Origin of the sequence: Kitasatospora saccharophila (assembly GCF_039529925.1) — a bacterium.
Classification (GTDB): Bacteria; Actinomycetota; Actinomycetes; order Streptomycetales; family Streptomycetaceae; genus Kitasatospora; species Kitasatospora saccharophila.
Genome location: NZ_BAAANS010000028.1, coordinates 97,608 through 116,008, shown reverse-complemented (window position 1 = coordinate 116,008; position 18,401 = coordinate 97,608). Strand labels below are relative to the sequence as shown.

Annotated in this window: 19 protein-coding genes; 17 read left to right on the top strand and 2 right to left on the bottom strand. The window is 74.3% G+C overall.

Going from position 1 to position 18,401, the window contains the following annotated elements; all coding sequences use genetic code 11:
* The coding region (locus ABD345_RS21360) for an ATP-binding protein (RefSeq protein ID WP_344554053.1) at positions 1 to 389 on the bottom strand (389 nt) is incomplete at its 3' end.
* A 230-nt stretch (positions 390 to 619) separates the two neighbouring features.
* On the opposite strand from ABD345_RS21360, the gene ABD345_RS21355 reads away from it, so the two are divergent.
* From ABD345_RS21355 to ABD345_RS21315, 9 genes are all read left to right on the top strand, one after another.
* Positions 620 to 1,450: a hypothetical protein gene (locus ABD345_RS21355; RefSeq protein ID WP_344554052.1), complete on the top strand. Its 831-nt coding sequence runs from the start codon at positions 620 to 622 to the stop codon at positions 1,448 to 1,450.
* A 139-nt stretch (positions 1,451 to 1,589) separates the two neighbouring features.
* Complete coding sequence (locus ABD345_RS21350) at positions 1,590 to 2,324, top strand: YcnI family copper-binding membrane protein (protein WP_344554051.1); 735 nt, start codon at positions 1,590 to 1,592, stop codon at positions 2,322 to 2,324.
* 146 nt (positions 2,325 to 2,470) lie between these two features.
* Positions 2,471 to 3,151 (top strand): SCO family protein, encoded by a 681-nt coding sequence (locus ABD345_RS21345; RefSeq protein ID WP_344554050.1) that lies wholly within the window; start codon positions 2,471 to 2,473, stop codon positions 3,149 to 3,151.
* Positions 3,148 to 3,624, top strand: coding sequence for a copper chaperone PCu(A)C (locus ABD345_RS21340; protein WP_344554048.1), 477 nt, complete (start codon positions 3,148 to 3,150; stop codon positions 3,622 to 3,624). The genes ABD345_RS21345 and ABD345_RS21340 overlap by 4 nt, the downstream gene beginning before the upstream one ends.
* Before the next feature lie 33 nt (positions 3,625 to 3,657).
* Positions 3,658 to 5,991 carry a copper resistance CopC/CopD family protein gene (locus ABD345_RS21335; protein ID WP_344554047.1) on the top strand — a complete coding sequence of 778 codons (2,334 nt, stop codon included), beginning with the start codon at positions 3,658 to 3,660 and terminating at the stop codon, positions 5,989 to 5,991.
* A complete protein-coding gene (efeB, locus tag ABD345_RS21330; RefSeq protein WP_344554046.1) occupies positions 5,988 to 7,211 on the top strand; it encodes an iron uptake transporter deferrochelatase/peroxidase subunit in 1,224 nt (407 codons plus the stop codon). Before ABD345_RS21335 ends, efeB begins: the two co-directional genes overlap by 4 nt.
* A 130-nt stretch (positions 7,212 to 7,341) precedes the next feature.
* Positions 7,342 to 8,277, top strand: coding sequence for a prephenate dehydratase (gene pheA / locus ABD345_RS21325; RefSeq protein ID WP_344554045.1), 936 nt, complete (start codon positions 7,342 to 7,344; stop codon positions 8,275 to 8,277).
* 699 nt (positions 8,278 to 8,976) lie between these two features.
* Positions 8,977 to 10,254 (top strand): serine--tRNA ligase, encoded by a 1,278-nt coding sequence (serS, locus tag ABD345_RS21320; protein WP_344554044.1) that lies wholly within the window; start codon positions 8,977 to 8,979, stop codon positions 10,252 to 10,254.
* A 32-nt stretch (positions 10,255 to 10,286) separates the two neighbouring features.
* On the top strand, positions 10,287 to 11,102 hold the full coding sequence (locus ABD345_RS21315; protein ID WP_344554043.1) for an HAD family hydrolase: 816 nt from the start codon (positions 10,287 to 10,289) through the stop codon (positions 11,100 to 11,102).
* Between the two features lie 124 nt (positions 11,103 to 11,226).
* Here the strand turns inward: ABD345_RS21315 and ABD345_RS21310 are convergent, their stop codons facing one another.
* Positions 11,227 to 13,017, bottom strand: coding sequence for an LCP family protein (locus tag ABD345_RS21310; protein ID WP_344554041.1), 1,791 nt, complete (start codon positions 13,015 to 13,017; stop codon positions 11,227 to 11,229).
* A 766-nt stretch (positions 13,018 to 13,783) separates the two neighbouring features.
* Between ABD345_RS21310 and ABD345_RS21305 the strand changes: the two genes are divergently transcribed.
* From ABD345_RS21305 to ABD345_RS21270, 8 genes are all read left to right on the top strand, one after another.
* Complete coding sequence (locus ABD345_RS21305; protein ID WP_344554040.1) at positions 13,784 to 13,975, top strand: hypothetical protein; 192 nt, start codon at positions 13,784 to 13,786, stop codon at positions 13,973 to 13,975.
* Complete coding sequence (locus ABD345_RS21300; RefSeq protein WP_344554039.1) at positions 13,972 to 14,691, top strand: ATP-binding cassette domain-containing protein; 720 nt, start codon at positions 13,972 to 13,974, stop codon at positions 14,689 to 14,691. The genes ABD345_RS21305 and ABD345_RS21300 overlap by 4 nt, the downstream gene beginning before the upstream one ends.
* Entirely contained in the window at positions 14,688 to 15,482 is a 795-nt protein-coding gene (locus ABD345_RS21295) for an ABC transporter permease subunit (RefSeq protein WP_344554038.1), read from the top strand. The genes ABD345_RS21300 and ABD345_RS21295 overlap by 4 nt, the downstream gene beginning before the upstream one ends.
* Positions 15,483 to 15,588: 106 nt before the next feature.
* On the top strand, positions 15,589 to 15,738 hold the full coding sequence (locus tag ABD345_RS21290; RefSeq protein ID WP_344554036.1) for a hypothetical protein: 150 nt from the start codon (positions 15,589 to 15,591) through the stop codon (positions 15,736 to 15,738).
* 68 nt (positions 15,739 to 15,806) lie between these two features.
* Entirely contained in the window at positions 15,807 to 15,965 is a 159-nt protein-coding gene (locus tag ABD345_RS21285) for a hypothetical protein (RefSeq protein WP_344554035.1), read from the top strand.
* 68 nt (positions 15,966 to 16,033) lie between these two features.
* A complete protein-coding gene (locus tag ABD345_RS21280; RefSeq protein WP_344554035.1) occupies positions 16,034 to 16,192 on the top strand; it encodes a hypothetical protein in 159 nt (52 codons plus the stop codon).
* A gap of 154 nt (positions 16,193 to 16,346) precedes the next feature.
* A complete protein-coding gene (locus tag ABD345_RS21275) occupies positions 16,347 to 16,499 on the top strand; it encodes a hypothetical protein (protein WP_344554033.1) in 153 nt (50 codons plus the stop codon).
* Positions 16,500 to 16,709: 210 nt separating this feature from the next.
* The gene (locus tag ABD345_RS21270) at positions 16,710 to 18,368 is read left to right on the top strand and encodes a zinc metalloprotease (RefSeq protein ID WP_344554031.1); all 1,659 of its coding nucleotides are present in this window, start codon (positions 16,710 to 16,712) and stop codon (positions 18,366 to 18,368) included.
* Positions 18,369 to 18,401: the final 33 nt, after the last annotated feature.

Sequence of the window (18,401 nt, the reverse complement as noted above, 5' to 3'; positions counted from 1 at the left end):
GGTCCGCGGGCGGGCCGTACGACGGGGGCGTCTGGTGGGGGGCGGTCGGGGGAACCGTCGGCCGGGCGGCGCGGCGGGGCCGGACGCGGGGCCGGGCGCTCGACGGCGGCGGGGGCGGAGGAGGGCGCGGGCGCGGCCGGGCTGGTGTTGGCCACCTCGATCCGCAGCAGGTCGCCGCTGCGCGAGGCGGTGACCTGGAAGGTGCCCCCCGCGTGGGCGGGCGCGGCGTGCTCGACCGCGTTGGCGCACGCCTCGGTGAGGGCGAGGCCGAGGTCGAAGGCGACCTGCGGGTCGACTCCGGCGGCGTCCATGGCTCCGAGCAGGATGCGGCGGGCGAGCGGCACGCTGGCCGGATCGCGCTTGAGGTGCAGAGTCCACCAGATTTCCACGGGAGATCCCTCCTGGCTGCGGCTCCACATACAACTAGCTATCTCCCCGGCGGTGCACGGCGAACCGTCCGCACGAGCCAAGCCCGCCCGTTCGGCGGATGGACTGGTCCCGTCGGGTGTGCCGATCAGCGCGCGGACGGGTGAGTGCGCCGGTCGGTTTCTCGCCATTCGGGGCCGGTTCCCGCCCCTGCCCCGGGGGCGGTTGTAGGCGGTGAGATGATGGCCCGGCCATGACTGACCCCACCGCCGCCGCCCGCCGGGGCGCCGCCGTGCCCGCGCGCCGGGTGCCGGTGGCGGCCTGGGACCTGCGGTTGCTGCGGGCGGTGCCGTTCGCGCTGGTGTGCACGCTGGTCGCGGCCTTCGGGCACGCGCGGGCGGGTGGCGCGGTGGCCCCGGACGTGCTGCTGCTGGGCTTCGCCGCGGTGTGCGCGGCGGCCGCGCTGGTCGGCGGGCGGGAGCGCTCGCTGGCGGCGATCGCGACGGCGCTGGCCGGCGGGCAGCTGGGACTGCACCTGCTGTTCCACTTCTTCGGCGGCGGCCTGGGCGGCGGTGCGCCGATGGCGCACGCGCGGATGGCCGGAGCCGGCGCCGCGGACCCGCTGGCGGTCGTCGCGGGCCGGCTGCTGTGCGACGACGCCCCCGGCAACGGGCTGACCGTCGTCCCGCTGGACACCACGCCGGAACAGGTGGTGAGCGCGGCCGGCCTGGACCCGCAGGCGGTGGTCGCGGCCGCGGCGCCGCACGCGGCGGCCGGCTGGCTGGGGCTGACCCCCGGCATGCTGCTGGGCCACCTGGCGGCGGCGCTGGTCGCGGGCTGGTGGCTGCGGCGCGGCGAGGCCGCGCTGTGGCGGCTGGTGCGGACCGCCGCGCTGACCGCCCGGGAGTGGGCCGCCCCGCTGCGCGGCGCGGTGGCGCTGCTGGGCGCGCTGCTGCTGGGTGCCGGGCACCCGGTCGCGCCGCGCCGGACCGGGCGCCCGGAGGACTGGCCGCTGCCGGTGGCGGCGGTGCTGCGGCACAGCCTGCCGCGCCGGGGACCGCCCGCGGTGGCGTTCGCGCGCTGATCGGGACCGGGCAGGAACGCCGGGACCGGGCGCGCACCGCTGCCCCCGTGCCCGCGCCGTGAGCGGGCCGGACGAGTCCCGCTCCTCCCCCCGTGCCGACGCGGCAGCGCCGCGCGGCCCCTTCCTCAGGAGTCCCCTGATGCGTTCGCTTTCCGCCCGCCGTTCCCTCGGCGCGCTCGTGGTGGCGGCCGGCGCCCTGCTGGCGTCCGCCGTTCCCGCCTTCGCCCACGTCACCGTCCAGCCCGGCAGCGTCCAGCAGGGCGGGTACAGCGCCGTGGCGTTCCGGGTGCCGAACGAGAGCGACACCGCCTCCACCGTGAAGGTCGAGGTCAACCTGCCGCTGGACCACCCGATGGCCTCGGTCCGCACCCAGCCGATCCCCGGCTGGACGGCCGTGCTGGAGAAGTCGAAGCTCGACAAGCCGCTGGACTCGCACGGCCAGCAGATCACCGAGGCCGTCTCGAAGATCACCTGGACCGCGAACGACGGCACCAAGATCGGCCCCGGGCAGTACCAGGACTTCTCGGTCTCGCTCGGCGCGCTGCCGACCGACACCGACACGCTGACCTTCAAGGCGCTGCAGACCTACGACAACGGCGACGTGGTCCGCTGGATCGAGGAGGCCAAGGACGGGCAGCCCGAGCCGTCCAAGCCCGCCCCGACGCTGAAGCTCTCCAAGGCCGCCGCGGCCGGCGCCACCACCGCGGCCGACCACCACTCGGCCGACTCCAGCGGCACCGAGCAGGCCGCCGCGTCCGGCACGAAGGGCTCCGACTCGACGGCCCGCACGCTGGGCGTGGTCGGCATCGTGGTCGGCGTGGCCGGCGCCGCGCTCGGCGTGGCCGGGCTGCGCCGCCGCTCCGGCCAGTCCTGAACCGCCGCCGGGACGGGGCCGCGCGCCCCGTCCCGGCGCACCGCCGCCCTCCCCCTCCGCACGAGCACCCCGCACCGAGCGCTCGCGCGCTCCCGTGCTCCTGCCGCTCCCCGTACCGACCGCTCCCGTACGAACAGGAAAGTCCCGTGGCCTCCCTCCACCGCCCCCGCCCCCGGCTGCTGACCGCCGCCGCCCTCGTCCTCGGCGCCTCGCTGGCGCTGTCCGCCTGCTCCTCCGCCGGTGGCGGCGGGGAGAGCACCGGGGCGGCGAAGGTCAGCAAGAAGGCGTCGACCAGCCAGTACCAGGGCACCGTGCTGAGCAAGAACTTCGACAAGCCGGACCTGGTGCTGGACGACACCTCCGGGCAGCCGTACGACCTGCGGGCGAAGACCGCGGGCAAGACGGTGCTGCTGTTCTTCGGCTACACCAGCTGCCCGGACGTCTGCCCGACCACGATGGGCGACATCGGCGTCGCGATGTCGAAGCTGACCGCCGAGCAGCGGGAGAAGCTGGCGATCGTGTTCGTCTCCACCGACCCGGAGCGGGACACCCCGCAGGTGCTGCGGACCTGGCTGGACTCGATGGGCAAGGACTTCATCGGGCTGACCGGCGACCTGTCGAAGGTGAAGACCGCGGCCAAGCCGCTCGGCATCCTGGTCGAGGACCCGGTGGTGGACGCCAAGGGCGCGGTCACCTCCACCCACGGCGCGCAGGTGCTCGCGTTCATGCCCGGCGACGACAAGGCGCACCTGCTGTACATGGCGGGCACCTCGATCGACGTCTACAAGCACGACCTGGAGCTGATGGCGAACGGGGTGGCGGTGTGAGCAGCCGGTCGTTCCGGCGCTCCGCGCTGCTCGGGGCGGGGCTGGCGGCCGCGCTCGCGGTCGGCGCGGGCGCGGTGGCGCTCCAGTCCGGCGGCTCCGGCGGCGCGCCGCGGCTGACCGTCGCGGACCCGTACATACCGCTGCCCGCCACGCCCGGCGGGATGGGCGCGGGCTACCTGACCGTCCGCAACGCCGGCGGCGCGGACACCCTGGTGAGCGTGAGCAGCCCGGCCGCCGGGTCGGTGACCATGCACCGGTCGACCGACAGCTCGATGGAGCAGGTCGAGGCGATGGACGTCCCGGCCGGCGGCACCCTCGACCTGTCCCGCGGCGGCGCGCACCTGATGATCATGAACTGGACCGAACAGCCCTCGCTCGGCGACGAGTTGGAGCTCGACCTGCAGTTCGCCAAGGCGGGCCGGGTCGTGGTCCGGGTTCCGGTGAAACCGCTGACGTACCGTCCGGGTAGCTGATCGGCGATGGCGACGAGGAGAGGCACGCACGTGGTGACAGGGGTGAGGCGGCGGCTCGGCGCGCTGCTGGCGGTACTGGTGGCCGCGCTCGGACTGGTGCTCGGCGGGGCGACCGCGGCGTCCGCGCACGCCACCCTGGAGGGCACCGACCCGGAACGGGGCTCGGTGGTGGCGACCGCGCCCGCCGCGGTCACGCTCACCTTCAGCGAGGGCGTCTCACTGTCCACCGACTCGGTGCGGGTGCTCGACCCGCAGGGCAACGCGGTCGACGACGGCAAGCCCGACCACGTCGACGGCCGGGCCGCCACCGCCCGGGTCGCGCTGCGCTCCGGCCTCGCGAACGGCACCTACACGGTGGCCTGGCGGGCCGTCTCGGAGGACTCCCACCCGGTCGGCGGCGCCTTCACCTTCTCCATCGGCGCCCCCTCCGACACCTCGGTGAACCCCGCCGCCGTGCAGGGCGCCGAGGCCGACGGCGCGGTCGCCTTCGCCTACGGCACCGCCCGCACCGTCGCCTACGCCGCCTTCGCCCTGCTGGTCGGCGCCGCCGCGTTCGTGATCGTGGTGTGGCCCGGCGGCGCGGCCGTGCGCGGCGTGCAGCGGCTGCTGATGACCGGCTGGGTCGCGCTGCTGCTGTCCACCGTCGCCGTGCTGATGCTGCGCGGCCCGTACGAGCGCGGCAGCGGCCTCGGGCAGTCCTTCGACCTGTCGCTGGTGCGCGCCACCCTGGACGAGCGGATCGGCACCGCGCTGGCCGCCCGGCTGCTGCTGCTCGCCGCCGCGGGCGTCTTCCTGTCGCTGCTGGTCGGCCAGCTGGGGACCCAGCAGGCCAAGCCCGCCCCCGCCCCGGAGGCCGACACCGCCGACACCGGGCCCGAGGACGAGGAGGAGGCGGAGCTGCGCCGGCTGGAGCGGGCCGCCGCCGAGCGCCCGCAGCGCGACACCCGGCTCGGCCTCGGCCTGGCCGGGCTCGCCCTCGCGCTCGCGCTGTCCGCGACCTGGGTCGGCGCCGACCACTCCTCGGTCGGCCTCCAGGTACCGCTGGCGCTCCCGCTGGCCGCCCTGCACCTGCTCGCGATGGCCGGCTGGCTCGGCGGCCTGGCCGTCCTCGCCGTCGGCCTGCGCCGCGGGCTGCCCGCCGCCGCCGTCGACCGCTTCTCCAAGCTGGCGTTCTGGCTGGTCGCGGTGCTCGTGGTCACCGGCGTCTACCAGTCCTGGCGCGGCCTCGGCTCCTGGAGCGCGCTGGTCGACACCTCGTACGGACGGCTGCTGCTGATCAAGGTCGGCTGCGTGGCGGCGATGCTCGGCGTCGCCTGGATCTCCCGCGCCTGGACGGCCCGACTGCGCGGGACCGACGAGGCGGCGGGCGAAGCGGCGGCGGGCGAAGCGGCGGCGGTCGCGAACGCTGCGCGTGCCGGGGGCGGTGCGGGCACGGCGGTGGGCGCCGGGGTCGACGACGCCCGGGGCGAGCGGGCCACCGAGGCGCCGACCACTGCCGCGGACGTCGCGGACGTCGCGAGCACGGCGGGGGCGGCGACGGGTGGCAAGGGCGCTGCGGGTGACGGAGCGGGCGCGGGCGCAGGCGCCGCGAACGCGGCGGGCGCCGGGGGCGCCGGGGGCCCGGTGGACGTCGCGGGCACCGCGAACGTCGCAGGCACCGCAGGGGCAATGGCGGCGGGTGGCAAGGGCGCTGCGGGCGCTGCGGGCGCCGGGGGCGTCGCGGACCAGCCGGACGACGACGTCCGGGGTGCCGGGGGCCGGGGCGGGGATCCGGCGCGGGCCGCCCAGTTGGCCCGCCAGCGGGCGGTGCGCGACCGCGCCCGGGGCGAGCGGGCCGCCGTCGGCTCCCCCGCCCGGGCCGGGCTGCGGCGCAGCGTGGTGGTGGAGACCGCGGTGGCGGTGGCGGTGCTGGTGGTCACCACCATGCTCACCAACTCCCCGCCCGGACGGGTCGCCCAGGCGGTCGCCGACGCGCCCGCGACGGCCGGTGCGGGCGCGAGCGCCTCCGCGGTGCCGGGGCGGACCGAGGAGCTGAAGCTCCCGTACGACACCGGCGGCCGGACCGCCAACGCCAAGGGCACCGCGGTCGTCACCGTCAACCCGGTCGCCACCGGTCCGAACGCGGTCACCCTGAAGCTCACCGACTCCGCCGGGCAGCCCGCCGAGGTGCCGGAGCTGGAGCTCGCCTTCACCCTCCCCGACCGCGACCTCGGCCCGCTGCCCGTGACCCTGCAGGCGCAGGGCACCGGCAGCTGGACCGGCACCGCGCAGCTGCCGCTGAACGGCGTGTGGGTGGTCTCGGTGACCGTCCGCTCCTCCGACATCGACCAGGTGACGGCCACCCGGCAGCTGAAGGTCGGGCCGTGAGCGGCGGATCGGCCGGGCTGTCCCGGCGGGCGGTGCTCGGCGGGGCCGGGGCCGGGCTCGCGGTGGGGGCGGCCGGCGGGGCGTGGGGCGGGCGGGCCTCCGCGCACGCCCCGGCCGACGGGGTGACGCTGGGCGCGGCCCGGGTGCCGTTCCACGCGGCCCGGCAGGGCGGGATCGTCGAGCCCGCCCAGGCCCGGGTCGAGTGGGCGGCGTTCGACCTGCTGGCCAGCACCGGGCGGGACGGGCTGGCCGCGCTGCTGCGCGGCTGGTCGGCGGCGGCCGCCCGGATGGCCGCGGGCGAGCCCGCCGCCGAGGGCGAGAACCAGATCGCGCTGGACGCCGGGCCCAGCTCGCTGACCGTCACCTTCGGCTTCGGCGCCACCCTGTTCGACAAGGCCGGGCTGGCCGACCGCCGCCCCGCCGCGCTGGTCGAGCTGCCCGCCTTCCCCGGCGACGCGCTGGACCCGGCCCGCTCCGGCGGCGACCTGTGGGTGCAGATCGGCGCGGACGACAGCCTGGTCGCGGTGCACGCGCTGCGGGTGCTGATGCGGCTGGCCACCGGGCTGGCCGCGCCGCGCTGGCTGATGTCCGGCTTCGCCCGCACGCCCGGCGCGACGCCGCACCCGATGACCGGCCGCAACCTGATGGGCCAGGTCGACGGCACCAACAACCCGCGCCCGCGGGATCCGGACTTCGACGCCACCGTGTTCGCGGCCGGCGGCGACTGGATGGCCGGCGGCAGCTACGCGGTGCTGCGCCGGATCCGGATGCTGCTGGAGGGCTGGGACACCCTGCCGCTGGACAAGCAGGAGCGGATCATCGGCCGCCGCAAGAGCGACGGCGCCCCGCTCTCCGGCGGGCCGGACGCGGTCGAGCGCACCCCCGTCGACCTGGCCGCCACCGACGGGGACGGCGTCCTGCGGATCGCCCCCGACGCGCACGTCCGGGTCGCCGCGGCGGCCTCCAACGGCGGGGCGGCCATGCTGCGGCGCGGCTTCTCCTTCCACGACGGCCTGCTGCCCGACGGCTCCCCGGACGCCGGGCTGCTGTTCGCCGCGTACCAGGCAGACCCGGCGCGCGGCTTCGTGCCGGTGCAGCAGCGGCTCTCCCGCGGCGACGGCCTGTCCCGGTACCTGCGGCACGAGGCGTCGGCGCTGTTCGCGGTGCCGCCGGGCGCCCCCGCGGGCGGGTACGTGGGGCAGCAGCTGCTGGAGGGCTGAGGACGGCGGCGCGGCCGCCCGGTCCGCTGCCCGCAGAGCGGGACGGGTCCGGGCGGCGCCGGGAAAGTGGCTATGGTGAGGAACGGGCCAGGGGTGCCCACGCGTAGGCGCAGTGAGTTCGGAGGCGGTCATGTCGGCGACCCGTTACACCTACCTCGGGCCCGCGGGCACCTTCACCGAGGCGGCGCTGCGCACCCTGCCGGAGGCGGCGACCCGGGAGCTGACGCCGGTGGCCTCGGTCTCGGCTGCGCTGGACGCGGTGCGGGCCGGTGAGGCCGCGGGCGCGATGGTGGCGATCGAGAACTCGGTGGACGGCGCGGTCACCACCACCAGCGACGAGCTGATCAACGGCAGCCCGCTGATGATCTACCGCGAGGTGCTGCTGCCGATCTCGTTCGCGGTGATGGTCCGGCCCGGCACCACCGCGGGCGACGTGAAGACGGTCAGCGGCCACCCGGTGGCGCAGCCGCAGGTGCGGCACTGGCTGGCCGCGAACCTGCCCGACGCGCAGTGGGAGTCGGCGGCGTCCAACGCGGAGGCGGCCCGGCTGGTCCAGGAGGGCCGCTACGACGCGGCGGTGGCGGGGGCGTTCGCCGCCGAGCTGTACGGGCTTCAGGTGCTGTCGGACGAGATCCACGACGTGGCGTCGCCGACCACCCGGTTCGTGCTGGCGGGCCGTCCCGGGCGGGTGTCCTCGGCGACCGGCTGGGACAAGACCTCGATGGTGGTGTGGCTGCCGGACGACCACCCGGGCGCGCTGCTGGAGCTGCTGCAGGAGTTCGCGGTGCGCGGGATCAACCTGATGCGGATCGAGTCCCGGCCGACCGGCGAGGGCATGGGCAACTACTGCTTCCTGATCGACTGCGAGGGGCACCTCAGCGAGCGGCGGGTCAGCGAGGCGCTGATGGGCCTGAAGCGGATCTGCCCGCAGGTGCGCTTCCTCGGCTCCTACCCGCGGGCCGACCGGGGCACCGCCTCCCCGCTCCGCAACGGCACCTCGGACCTGGACTTCGCGACCGCCGCGGACTGGCTCTCGCGCTGCCTGGACGGGCGCGGGGAGCTCTAGGCCGCCGCTCCCCGGCGGGGGGGACGACCCGGGCCGGGCGGGGCCGGGCGGGGTCCCGCGCCGTTCACTTCCGACACGCCCGGGCGTCACCTGCCCGGCGCAGCCCCGTTCACCAGCGGCGCTGCCGGGCCGGCCGGGCGCGGGGGCGGGGGCGGGCGGTTCATCCACAGGACGGCGGGCGGCGTCCACAGGCGGGGTTGTCCCCAGCTGACGGGCAGTTATCCACAGGGACGGGCCCGAGTCGACAAAACGGTAAGGAAACCACCAGGTCCGGTCAGATCATCTGCTAGGGCCGCGTAGTGGACTAATCGGACCAGAGTCGCCCTTGCGCCGACAAATCACCTGGGTGAGCGAGCGAATTCCCTCACCCGGGAAGCCGAATCGAGGTTTGAAACCTGGAATTCCCGGTTCGGACGTCTGCGGACCTTCGGTCCCGCACTGTCCACAGGCCCGCGCGCGATCCTGTGGATAACCCGTCCGCGGGTGGGTTGTCCACCGGGGTTATCCACAGGCGGAGCGGAGTTATCCCCAACCCCGGACGGCCTTCCACCACCCTCCCCCGGGGGCGCGCGGGACAGGATGCCACAATTACGGACAGCCGGTACATAACCGCTCAACCCGCCGCGCGGCCGGGGCCCGCCCCCGACCCGACCGGGCGGCGTCCCGGAGCGGCCCCCGCCCACCGGTAGGCTGGGGGCCGTGATCGACCTCCGCCTGCTCCGTGAAGACCCCGAGCGAGTGCGCACCTCGCAGCGCTCCCGTGGTGAGGACGTCGACCTGGTCGACGCCCTGCTCTCCGCCGACGAACGCCGCCGCGCGTCCGGCACCCGCTTCGACGAGCTGCGCGCCGAGCAGAAGCAGCTCGGCAAGCAGGTGGCCGCCGCCAAGGGCGAGGAGAAGGCCGCCCTGCTGGCCCGCACCAAGGAGCTGGCCGCCGAGGTGAAGGCCGCCGACGCCGCCCAGGGCGAGGCGAAGGAGGAGGCCGAGCGGCTGCAGCGCTCGCTGGCCAACCTGATCGACCCGGCCGCCCCGGTCGGCGGCGAGGAGGACTTCGTCACGCTGGAGGAGATCGGCACCCCGCGCGACTTCGCCGCCGAGGGCTTCGAGCCCCGCGACCACGTCGAACTGGGCCAGCTGCTCGGCGCGATCGACACCGAGCGCGGCGCCAAGGTGGCCGGCTCCCGCTCCTACTACCTGACCGGCCCCGGCGCGCTGCTGGAACTGGCCCTGGTCAACATGGCGATGGCGCAGGCGTCCGCGGTCGGCTTCACCCCGATGATCACCCCGGCCCTGGTGCGCCCGGCCGCGATGGACGGCACCGGCTTCCTCGGCCAGGCCGCCGAGAACGTGTACTACCTCGCCGACGACGACCGCTACCTGGTCGGCACCAGCGAAGTACCGCTCGCCGCCTACCACATGGACGAGATCCTGGAGGCCGACCGGCTGCCGCTGCGGTACGCCGGCTTCTCCTCCTGCTTCCGCCGCGAGGCCGGCACCTACGGCAAGGACACCCGCGGCATCATCCGGGTGCACCAGTTCGAGAAGGTGGAGATGTTCGTCTTCACCACCCCCGAGGACGCCGAGGCCGAGCACCGCCGCCTGCTCCAGTGGGAGAAGGACTTCCTGAACGCGCTGGAACTGCCCTACCGGGTGATCGACGTCGCCTCCGGCGACCTCGGCGCCTCGGCCGCCCGCAAGTTCGACATCGAGGCGTGGGTCCCGACCCAGGGCAAGTACCGCGAGGTCACCTCCACCTCCAACACCACCGAGTACCAGGCCCGCCGGCTCTCCATCCGGATGCGCGACGCCGAGGGCACCCGCCCGCTCGCCACCCTCAACGGCACCCTGGTCGCCGTCCCCCGGGTGATCGTCGCGCTGCTGGAGAACCACCAGCGGGCCGACGGCTCGGTGGTCCTGCCCGAGGCGCTGCGGCCCTTCCTCGGCGGGAAGGCCGTGCTGGAGCCGGTCACCAAGTAACCCGCCCCCTTCCTCCAGGAGCACCGCGCACCATGAGCACCGACTCGCTGCCCTACCGGCTGGTCGCCACCGACCTCGACGGGACGCTGCTCACCAGCGCCGAGAACGTCTCCGCCCGCACCCGCGAGGCCCTGGGCGCGGTCACCGCGCTCGGGGCGAAGCACATCATCGTCACCGGCCGCTCGGCCGGCTGGACCAGGCCGGTCCTCGACGAGATCGGCTACACCGGGATAGCGGTCTGCGGGCAGGGCGCCCAGGTCTACGACGCGGGCGCGCACAAGCTGCTCACCTCCGTCACCCTGGACCGGCAGCTGGCCGCGCTCGCCCTCGCCAAGATCGAGGCCGAGGTCGGCCCGCTGGCCGTCGCCGCCAACCAGGACGGCCTGGACGGCGAGGTGCTCGCCGGGCCCGGCTACCGGCTGCGGATCGGCGCCGAACTCCCGCTCCGGGAGGTCTCCCCCGACCAGCTGCTCGCCACCCCCGTCAGCAAGCTGTACATCCAGCACCCCGACCTGACGGACGACCAACTCGCCCACGCCGCCTGGTCGGTGGCCGGTCAGCTGGTCGGCATCACGATGGCCGGCGAGGGCATCGTCGAACTCCTCCCGCTCGGCCTGACCAAGGCCACCGGCCTCTCGCTGGCCTCCCGCCGACTGGGCGTCACCGCCGCCGGGACCATCGCCTTCGGCGACATGCCCAACGACGTCCCGATGTTCAACTGGGCCGGGTACGGCGTGGCGATGGGCAACGCGCACGGTCAACTGCGCGCGGTCGCCGACGAGGTGACGGTCAGCAACGACGAGGACGGCGTCGCCGTCGTGCTGGAGCGGGTCTTCGGACTCGGCTGACCAGCGGCGAACCGCGAGCCTTGCTCGGACGGGCGGGCGGCGCTGCGGCCGACCCGTCCCGCGTTCGCGATCCCGGTTGTAGTCGCGTTCGCGAACGCGGTCGCGGTCGCGGTCGCGGTCGCGGTCAGCCGAAGCTGAGGTCGGAGCAGGCGTCCTGGTCCGCGGAGCGGGCCTCCCCGGCGACCTCGGAGGAGACCGGGCCCGGGTCGGAGGGGGCCGTCGACGTCCCGTCCCCCGCCGTCGCCGCGTAGTCCTTGCCGAGGATCAGCGTGACGGTGCCCGCGGCGCCGCCCGCCTCGACGGTGGCACCCGGGAACAGCGCGGCGACGGCCTGCGCGTGCGCCTTCTGGGCGGCCGAACCGTACTGGACCACCGTGGTGGCGTGGTTCTTGCTGGCCGCGTTGCCGGTCGAGGTGACGGTGTAGTGGGCGCCCTTCAGGGTGTCGGCGGCCTTCACGCCGAGACCGGTGGTCATGGTGCCGTTGTAGACCGCGACCTTCACGCCGGTGCCGTCGGCGGGCGGGGCGGGCGCCTCGGTGGGTGACGCGGACTCGGTCGCGGGCTCGGACGGGGCCGGGGAGGCGGCACCGGCGTCCTGCCCGTCCAGGGTGCGGTCGGCCTTCAGCGAGGCCCACAGCTGATCGACGTCCGGGTGGTTGAGGCCGATCCGGGCGCCCTCGTAGTGCCAGGGCGTGGTGATGAACTTGATGTCGTGCAGGTCGATGTTCTTGAGCGTCATCGCCAGGCCGGTCAGCTTGTCGATGCTGTCCAGGCTCTCGTCCACGGTCAGCGACTTGGTGGCGGCGTCGGCCAGCGGGTACAGCGTGGTCGGGCTCATGCCCTCCGACTTGACCTGCTTGATCAGCGAGGAGAGGAACGCCTGCTGGCGCTTCATCCGGCCGACGTCGGAGCCGTCGCCGATGCCGTGCCGCAGCCGGACGTAGTCCAGCGCGGACTGGCCCTCGACCTTCTGCATGCCCTTCGAGTAGATCAGCTTGCCCTTGCGGGGCAGGTTCGGGTTGAGGTCGCGCTCGTAGATGTCGTTGGGCAGGCAGACCTCGACGCCGCCGACCGCCTTGGTCATCGCGGCGAAGCCCTCGAAGTTGACCACCATGGTGTGGTCGATCCGCAGGTTGGTGAGCTTCTCCACGGTGTTCTGGGTGCAGGCCGGGTTGCCGTCCTTCAGGTCGCCCACCGAGAAGGCGCTGTTGAACATGACGTTGCTCTGCGGACCGGTCCAGGTCTTGTTGCCCAGCATGCACTTGGGTATGTCGACCAGCGCGTCGCGGGGGAACGAGACGCCGACGGCGTGCTTGTGGTCGGCGTAGACGTGCAACAGGATCGTGGTGTCCGAGCGGGCGCCGCCCTCGTCGCCGCCGCCGAGGTCCTTGTTGTCGCCGTCGCGCGAGTCCGAACCGATCAGCAGGATGTTCATCGGCTTGTTGCCGTTGGCGTCGGCCTCCGCCTCCGGCGGGCGGCTCTCGCTGACGCCGGCGCTGTCCCAGGAGGAGATGTTGGCGTTCAGCCGCCAGTAGAGGAAACCGCCGGTGCCGACCACGGCGAGGCTGGTGCCGACCAGGCTCCAGATCACGATGCGCTTGGTCCGGCGGGGCTTGCGGCGCCCCTGCTGCGCGGCGCGGCGGGCCACGGCCCGGCCACCGCCCTCCGGCGCGCCCCCGGCGTCCGGCCCCGCCGAGCGCCGGCCGCCCCGGCCCTGCTGCTGCGCGGCCCGCCGGGCCTCGGCCCGGCCACCGGTCGGAACGGCCTGCCGGTCGTCCGCCCGGCCGTGCGGCGCCCGCGGCCGGGGTACGTCGTCACGCCGTGGCGCATCCTGCCGGTACGGATCGCCCTGCGGGGGGAGGTTCTCCCACCAGCCGGCGTCCTCGTCCGACGTCCCCGCCCTGCGGCCTGTCATACCTGCACCCTTCACCGGAGGCCGCCTTCGGGCGCCTCTACCGCCGCTCCCCGCCGTTCGCGTCATCGCCGACGGACGGAAGGAAGCCGGAGAGCGGAGCATACAAAGGGATCATTTCCGAGTCACTGCCCGGGGCACGCTCCGTGCAGTGGAACGCGTGTACGCGGATCGCCGGTTCCCGGGCCCGGGTGTGAGGCGCGCAACGCCCCGGAAGCGGCCCCACCAGCGGGAGGGGGCCACCGCGGGCGGGAAGGGCGGGGTGGTCGGGGCCGGCGGGGCGGGCGGGGTGTCCGGCGCGGGCGCGGCGGCGCGTGAGGCGGATCCTCAAAAGTGATTGACCGTCAAAAACCTTTCCAAAGAACGGCCTTCACCCGTGCTTGCGTGTAATTGCCTTGGTAGGCAGGGGCGTTGGAGTCACCCATCCCCGGTTCCCGTCGAAGGTTAGCCGGCACAAAGAAGCTGCAACCGGGGTCTGCAATATGCTGCAGCCGAATCCCCGTTCTGCCGCCGTTGCGCCTGGCATATTTCTCGTTGTCAGCAGCACGCAAGAGCAAGCAGACAAGGAGCACCACACCGTGGCTCACCGGGGGAGCACCAGGCACGAGCTGTTCGAGAGACCGACCGGCACCACTGTCGCCGGCGCGTCCGCCCTGACCGGCGGCGACCTCTTGACGGCGCCCGTGGGCAGCGGCGGTTGGGACTACACCACCCCGATACCGTTCACCAGGTAACCACACCAAGGCACTTGAGACTTCAGGGAAAAGACATGCGGACGATTCGGACGAACTACCTGTTGGCGGCGGCGGGAATTCCAACCTTGCTGCTGGCCCTGGGCGCCCTGTTCACGCGCTCGGCGTCCGGCGTCAGCACCATCGGGTACGTGCTTCTCGGGCTGGGATTCGTCGGAGCCGTCGGAATGGGTGTGGCGCTGGGCCTCAAGATTCGGGGCAGGGGTTGACCGGGACCGGGTTGGACATCGTCCTGGACGGTGTGACCAAGCAGTACGGCGGACGAGCGGCCCTCGACGCGGTGAGCTTCACTGCGCGGGCCGGTCGGATCACCGGGTTCATCGGACGCAACGGCGCCGGCAAGACCACCGCGATGCGGATCCTGCTGGGCCTGGCCGCGGCCGACACCGGCAGCGCGACCATCGGCGGCCGGACCCACCTCGGCCTCCCGCCCGGCACCGTCGGGCACCTGCTGGAACCGGCCTTCCACCCCGGGCGGAGCGGACGCTCCCACCTGCGGATACCGACGACCGCGCTCGGGCTCGACCCGGCCGGCATCGAGGACGTGCTGGGTGACGTCGGCCTGCTGGAGGCCGCCGACCGCCGGGTGCGCGGCTACTCGCTGGGCATGCGCCAGCGCCTCGGCCTGGCCAGGGCCCTGCTCGGGACCCCCCGGGCCCTCATCCTCGACGAGCCGACCAACGGCCTCGACCCCGACGGCGTGCTGTGGCTGCGCGAGCGGCTGCGGAAGGCCGCCGACGAGGGCGTCGCCGTCCTGGTGAGCAGCCACCTGCTCAGCGAACTGGAGCACCTCGTCGACGACGTCGTCTTCCTGCAGGGCAAGGTGCTCTGGCAGGGCAGCCGCGAGGACGCCGCCCGGGAGTCCACCGACGGCAGCCTGGAACAGCTCTACCGCCAGCTCAACGGAACCGGAGTCGCCGCATGAGCGCCGCAGTGACCAGTGCAGCGCCGGCCACCGGCGGAGACCTGAAGCGCGCCACCGCGGCCGAGTGGGTGCGGACCCGCACCACCAGGACCTGGTGGGGGCTGCTGCTGACCACCGTGGGCATGGCCGCGATACAGACGCTCGGCGCCACCGCCACCGTCGGCAAGCCGGACGGACTGGACGCCAACACCCCCGAGGGGCTGCACCAGGCCCTGAGCAGCGGCTTCTTCGCCGCGCTGTTCGCGGCCGTCCTGGGGGCGCTGCTCGTCAGCACCGAGTTCCGGCACCGCACGGCCGGGGACTCGATCGTCCTGGTGCGCAACCGGGAGACCTGGCTGCTCGCCAAGGTGCTGGTCGCCTCGGTGCTGGGCCTGCTGTACACGGTCGTCGGTCAGTTGACCGTGCTGGCCGTCGGAGTGCCGGTGCTGCAGTCCAAGGGCATCGACCACATCGACCTGTGGCACGGCGAGGTGTTCTCCACGATCTGGGGCACCTTCCTGCTCGGTCCCTTCGCGGCCGCCTTCGGCGTCGGCGTCGGCGCCCTGGTGCGCAACCAGGTGGCCTCCGTCGTCGGGCTGGTGCTCTACACCGTGCTGCTGGAGGGCGCGCTCGTGCAGTTCGTGCCCTCGGTCGGCCAGTACCTGCCGGGCGGAGCCATCGCGGCCATCGCCGGTGACCCCACCGTGGAGCACCTGTCGATGCCCTGGGGCTTCCCGCTCTACGCGGCCTGGGCCGTGCTCGTCCTGCTGGCCGGCGCCAAGCGCCTGGCCGCCCAGGACATCAACGGCTGAGGCACGCGACCACCCTGGACTTCCCCGCCCGTCGCGGCGGGGGGACGCGCTCGCCGCGACCGCGGCGGGCGCCCGTTCCGAGACCTCCGTGAAGGAGGTGAACATCATGCAGAACACCACCGTCCTGGCCGACCTCTCCGAGGTCGAGGAGCTGGAGGACCTTCAGGCCCCCGGCTTCTGGGAGGGCGTGGCGCTGGGCGGGGCCTTCGGGGCCGCCCTCGGCACCGGCATCGGCATCGGCCTGGCGATCACCTGATCCCGGCCCGTCCGACGCACCCCGTTCCGATCGTCAATCCGCTTTTCGTAGAAGGGAAGTGAACAACCATGAAGGACTCCGTCGTGATCGACCTCGCTGAGGTCGAGGAGCTGGAGGAGCTGCAGGCTCCGGGCTTCTGGAGCACCGTTGGCGGCTTCGCCGTCGGCACCGTCGTGGTCGGTGGCGGCATCGTCGGTGGCATCGCCATCGGCGTCGCGATCACCTGATCCCGACCCGCTCGACGCACCCCGTTCCGATCGTCAATCCGCTCTTCACAGAAGGGAAGTGAACAACCATGAAGGACTCCGTCGTGATCGACCTCGCTGAGGTCGAGGAGCTGGAGGAGCTGCAGGCTCCGGGCTTCTGGAGCACCGTTGGCGGCTTCGCCGTCGGCACCGTCGTGGTCGGTGGCGGCATCGTCGGTGGCATCGCCATCGGCGTCGCGATCACCTGATCCCGACCCGCAGGTCAGCAAGTCCCCGGGCCGGCACGGGCGGAAGCACCGTGCGGGCAAAAAAAACACGCTCCCTGATGGGTCGACAGCCTGGCAGCTAACGACAACCCGTCACAGGAAGCGCAAATGATATGAACCAGAAGGAGGTTAGCACATGACGAAGGAACTGATCCAGAGCGAGAGCGAGCTGCTCGTCGAGGAGTTGGAGGAGCTGCAGGCTCCCGGCTTCTGGGACGGCGTGGCGCTGGGCGGTGCGTTCGGGGCCGCCCTCGGCACCGGCATCGGCATCGGCCTGGCCATCACCTGATCCGGTAGCAGCTGATCCGGAACGGGGCGGCGGCCTTCGGGCGAGAGCCCGGCGGCCACCGCCCCGCCCTGTTTCCGGTCCCGTTCCCGGCTCCGCTCCCGCCCGTGGGAGCGGAGCCGGGAACGGGACCGGGAGCACCGGACAGCGCACTGATCGACGCGCCCGGCGACACCGGGCGCCTGACCCACCGACCTCCGGAGGAGAACGAGCGTGAGTACGGCCCAGGTTGCGGCCGCGGTGACCGGCCGTGGCCACGACGACATCCTCGACCTGGTGATGCGCCCCGACCTCGACTTCGTCGCGGACGCGGACGGCAGCCGGGTGATCGTGGTCGACCCGGTGCGCGGGCGGCAGCTGCGGATGGCCGGTGGGGCCGCCGACCTGCTGCGCTCGCTGGACGGGACGCGGACCACGTCCTCCCTGATGGACGACCTGGGCGTCGACGACCCGGGCCCGGTCGACCGGGCGCTGGCGCGGTTCGCCGAGCTGGAGCTGACCACGACGAAGGCCGGCGCGGCCGCCCCCGCCGAGCCGCGCAAGGTGCGCCGCTGGGGCTACCGCCCGCCCGCCGTCCTGGAACTGACCCTCCTCGATCCGGCCCGGCTGCTGGCCTGGTGCGCCCCCGTCGGCCGGGCGCTGGCCTCGCGGCCCGGCACCGTGCTGAGCACCGCGCTGACCGTCGGCGGCCTGGCGCACTTCGCGCTGGCGGGCTCGGCGGCCTGGGCGGAACTGGGCCGGCCGGCGAGCGTCACCACCGTCCTGGCGCTGATGCTCACGATGGTGGCGACCACCTTCGTGCACGAGCTCGGCCACGGGCTGTCGCTGGTGCGCGGCGGCGGCCGGGTGCACCGGTTGGGCGTGATGCTGATGTACGGCAGCCCGGCGATGTTCTGCGACGTGAGCGAAGCCTGGCGGCTGCCCCGCCGGGAGCGACTGATGGTGGCGCTGGCCGGAATCCGGGTGCACCTGGCGGTGGCGGGCGCGGCCGGCCTGGCGGCGCCGCTGCTGGAACCGGGCGGGGCGCGGCAGTTGGCGGCGGGCGTGCTGGTCTCCAACCTGCTGATGGCCGGGCTGAACCTCTGCCCGTTCGTGAAGTTCGACGGCTACCTGGCGCTGATCGGCTGGCTGGACCGTCCGAACCTGCGCGTCCAGACCATGGCCGAGGCCGGCCGGGTGGCGGCGCTGACCGTGTTCGGCGGGCTGCGCGGCGAACGGCCCTCGCCGGGACGGGTGCTGTTCGGGGTGGCGTGCGCGCTGACCGGCCCGGCCCTGGCGGTGTCGGCGTTCCTGAACTACCAGGCGTTCGTGCTGGTGACGCTCGGCCAGGTGGGCGGCGCGCTGGTGCTGGCCCTGCTCGGCTGGGTCGCCTTCGTGGCGGTGCGCCGCACCGTGCGCTGGTCCCGGACGGCCGAGGAGCAGGGCGCCGGCGCGGTGCGCCGGGCGGTCGGCGCACTGGCCCTGGCCGGCGTGCTCGCCGCGGTGCTGCTCGGGGTGCGGGTGCCGCTCACCTGGACCTCGGTGTACGCCACCACCCCGCAGGGGCCGGTGCTGGTGCTGCCGACCGACCTCGGGACGGACCGGCTGGACGGTCGGACGGTGGACCTGCAGGCCGCGGGCCTGGTCCTGCACCCGGCGGCGGGCCGCGCGACGGTCTGCGGCGGCGTGGAGGACCGCGAGGTCACCGCGCAGGCCGGTTCGCCGATCGCGGTCGGCATCGACACCCAGGTGACGCGGGCCGTGGTGCCGCTGTGCCCGGACGGCCCGCTCGACCGGACCGACGGGCTGGCCTCGTTCCGGACCGGCGACGTCCCGCTCGGCAGCTGGCTGGTCGACGTCTTCGTGCTCCCGGCCTGGTCCCGACTGTTCTGACCCGCCCGTCCGCCACCCCGGCGGTCGAGCGGC

What these genes read in the sequence shown, in the direction of transcription:
- ABD345_RS21355 (WP_344554052.1), top strand. Translation starts at nt 620, where the DNA reads ATGACTGACCCCACCGCCGCCGCCCGCCGGGGCGCCGCCGTGCCCGCG.
- ABD345_RS21350 (WP_344554051.1), top strand. Translation starts at nt 1,590, where the DNA reads ATGCGTTCGCTTTCCGCCCGCCGTTCCCTCGGCGCGCTCGTGGTGGCG.
- pheA (WP_344554045.1), top strand. Translation starts at nt 7,342, where the DNA reads ATGTCGGCGACCCGTTACACCTACCTCGGGCCCGCGGGCACCTTCACC.
- ABD345_RS21315 (WP_344554043.1), top strand. Translation starts at nt 10,287, where the DNA reads ATGAGCACCGACTCGCTGCCCTACCGGCTGGTCGCCACCGACCTCGAC.
- ABD345_RS21310 (WP_344554041.1), bottom strand. Translation starts at nt 13,017, where the DNA reads ATGACAGGCCGCAGGGCGGGGACGTCGGACGAGGACGCCGGCTGGTGG.
- ABD345_RS21305 (WP_344554040.1), top strand. Translation starts at nt 13,784, where the DNA reads ATGCGGACGATTCGGACGAACTACCTGTTGGCGGCGGCGGGAATTCCA.
- ABD345_RS21295 (WP_344554038.1), top strand. Translation starts at nt 14,688, where the DNA reads ATGAGCGCCGCAGTGACCAGTGCAGCGCCGGCCACCGGCGGAGACCTG.
- ABD345_RS21290 (WP_344554036.1), top strand. Translation starts at nt 15,589, where the DNA reads ATGCAGAACACCACCGTCCTGGCCGACCTCTCCGAGGTCGAGGAGCTG.
- ABD345_RS21285 (WP_344554035.1), top strand. Translation starts at nt 15,807, where the DNA reads ATGAAGGACTCCGTCGTGATCGACCTCGCTGAGGTCGAGGAGCTGGAG.
- ABD345_RS21280 (WP_344554035.1), top strand. Translation starts at nt 16,034, where the DNA reads ATGAAGGACTCCGTCGTGATCGACCTCGCTGAGGTCGAGGAGCTGGAG.
- ABD345_RS21275 (WP_344554033.1), top strand. Translation starts at nt 16,347, where the DNA reads ATGACGAAGGAACTGATCCAGAGCGAGAGCGAGCTGCTCGTCGAGGAG.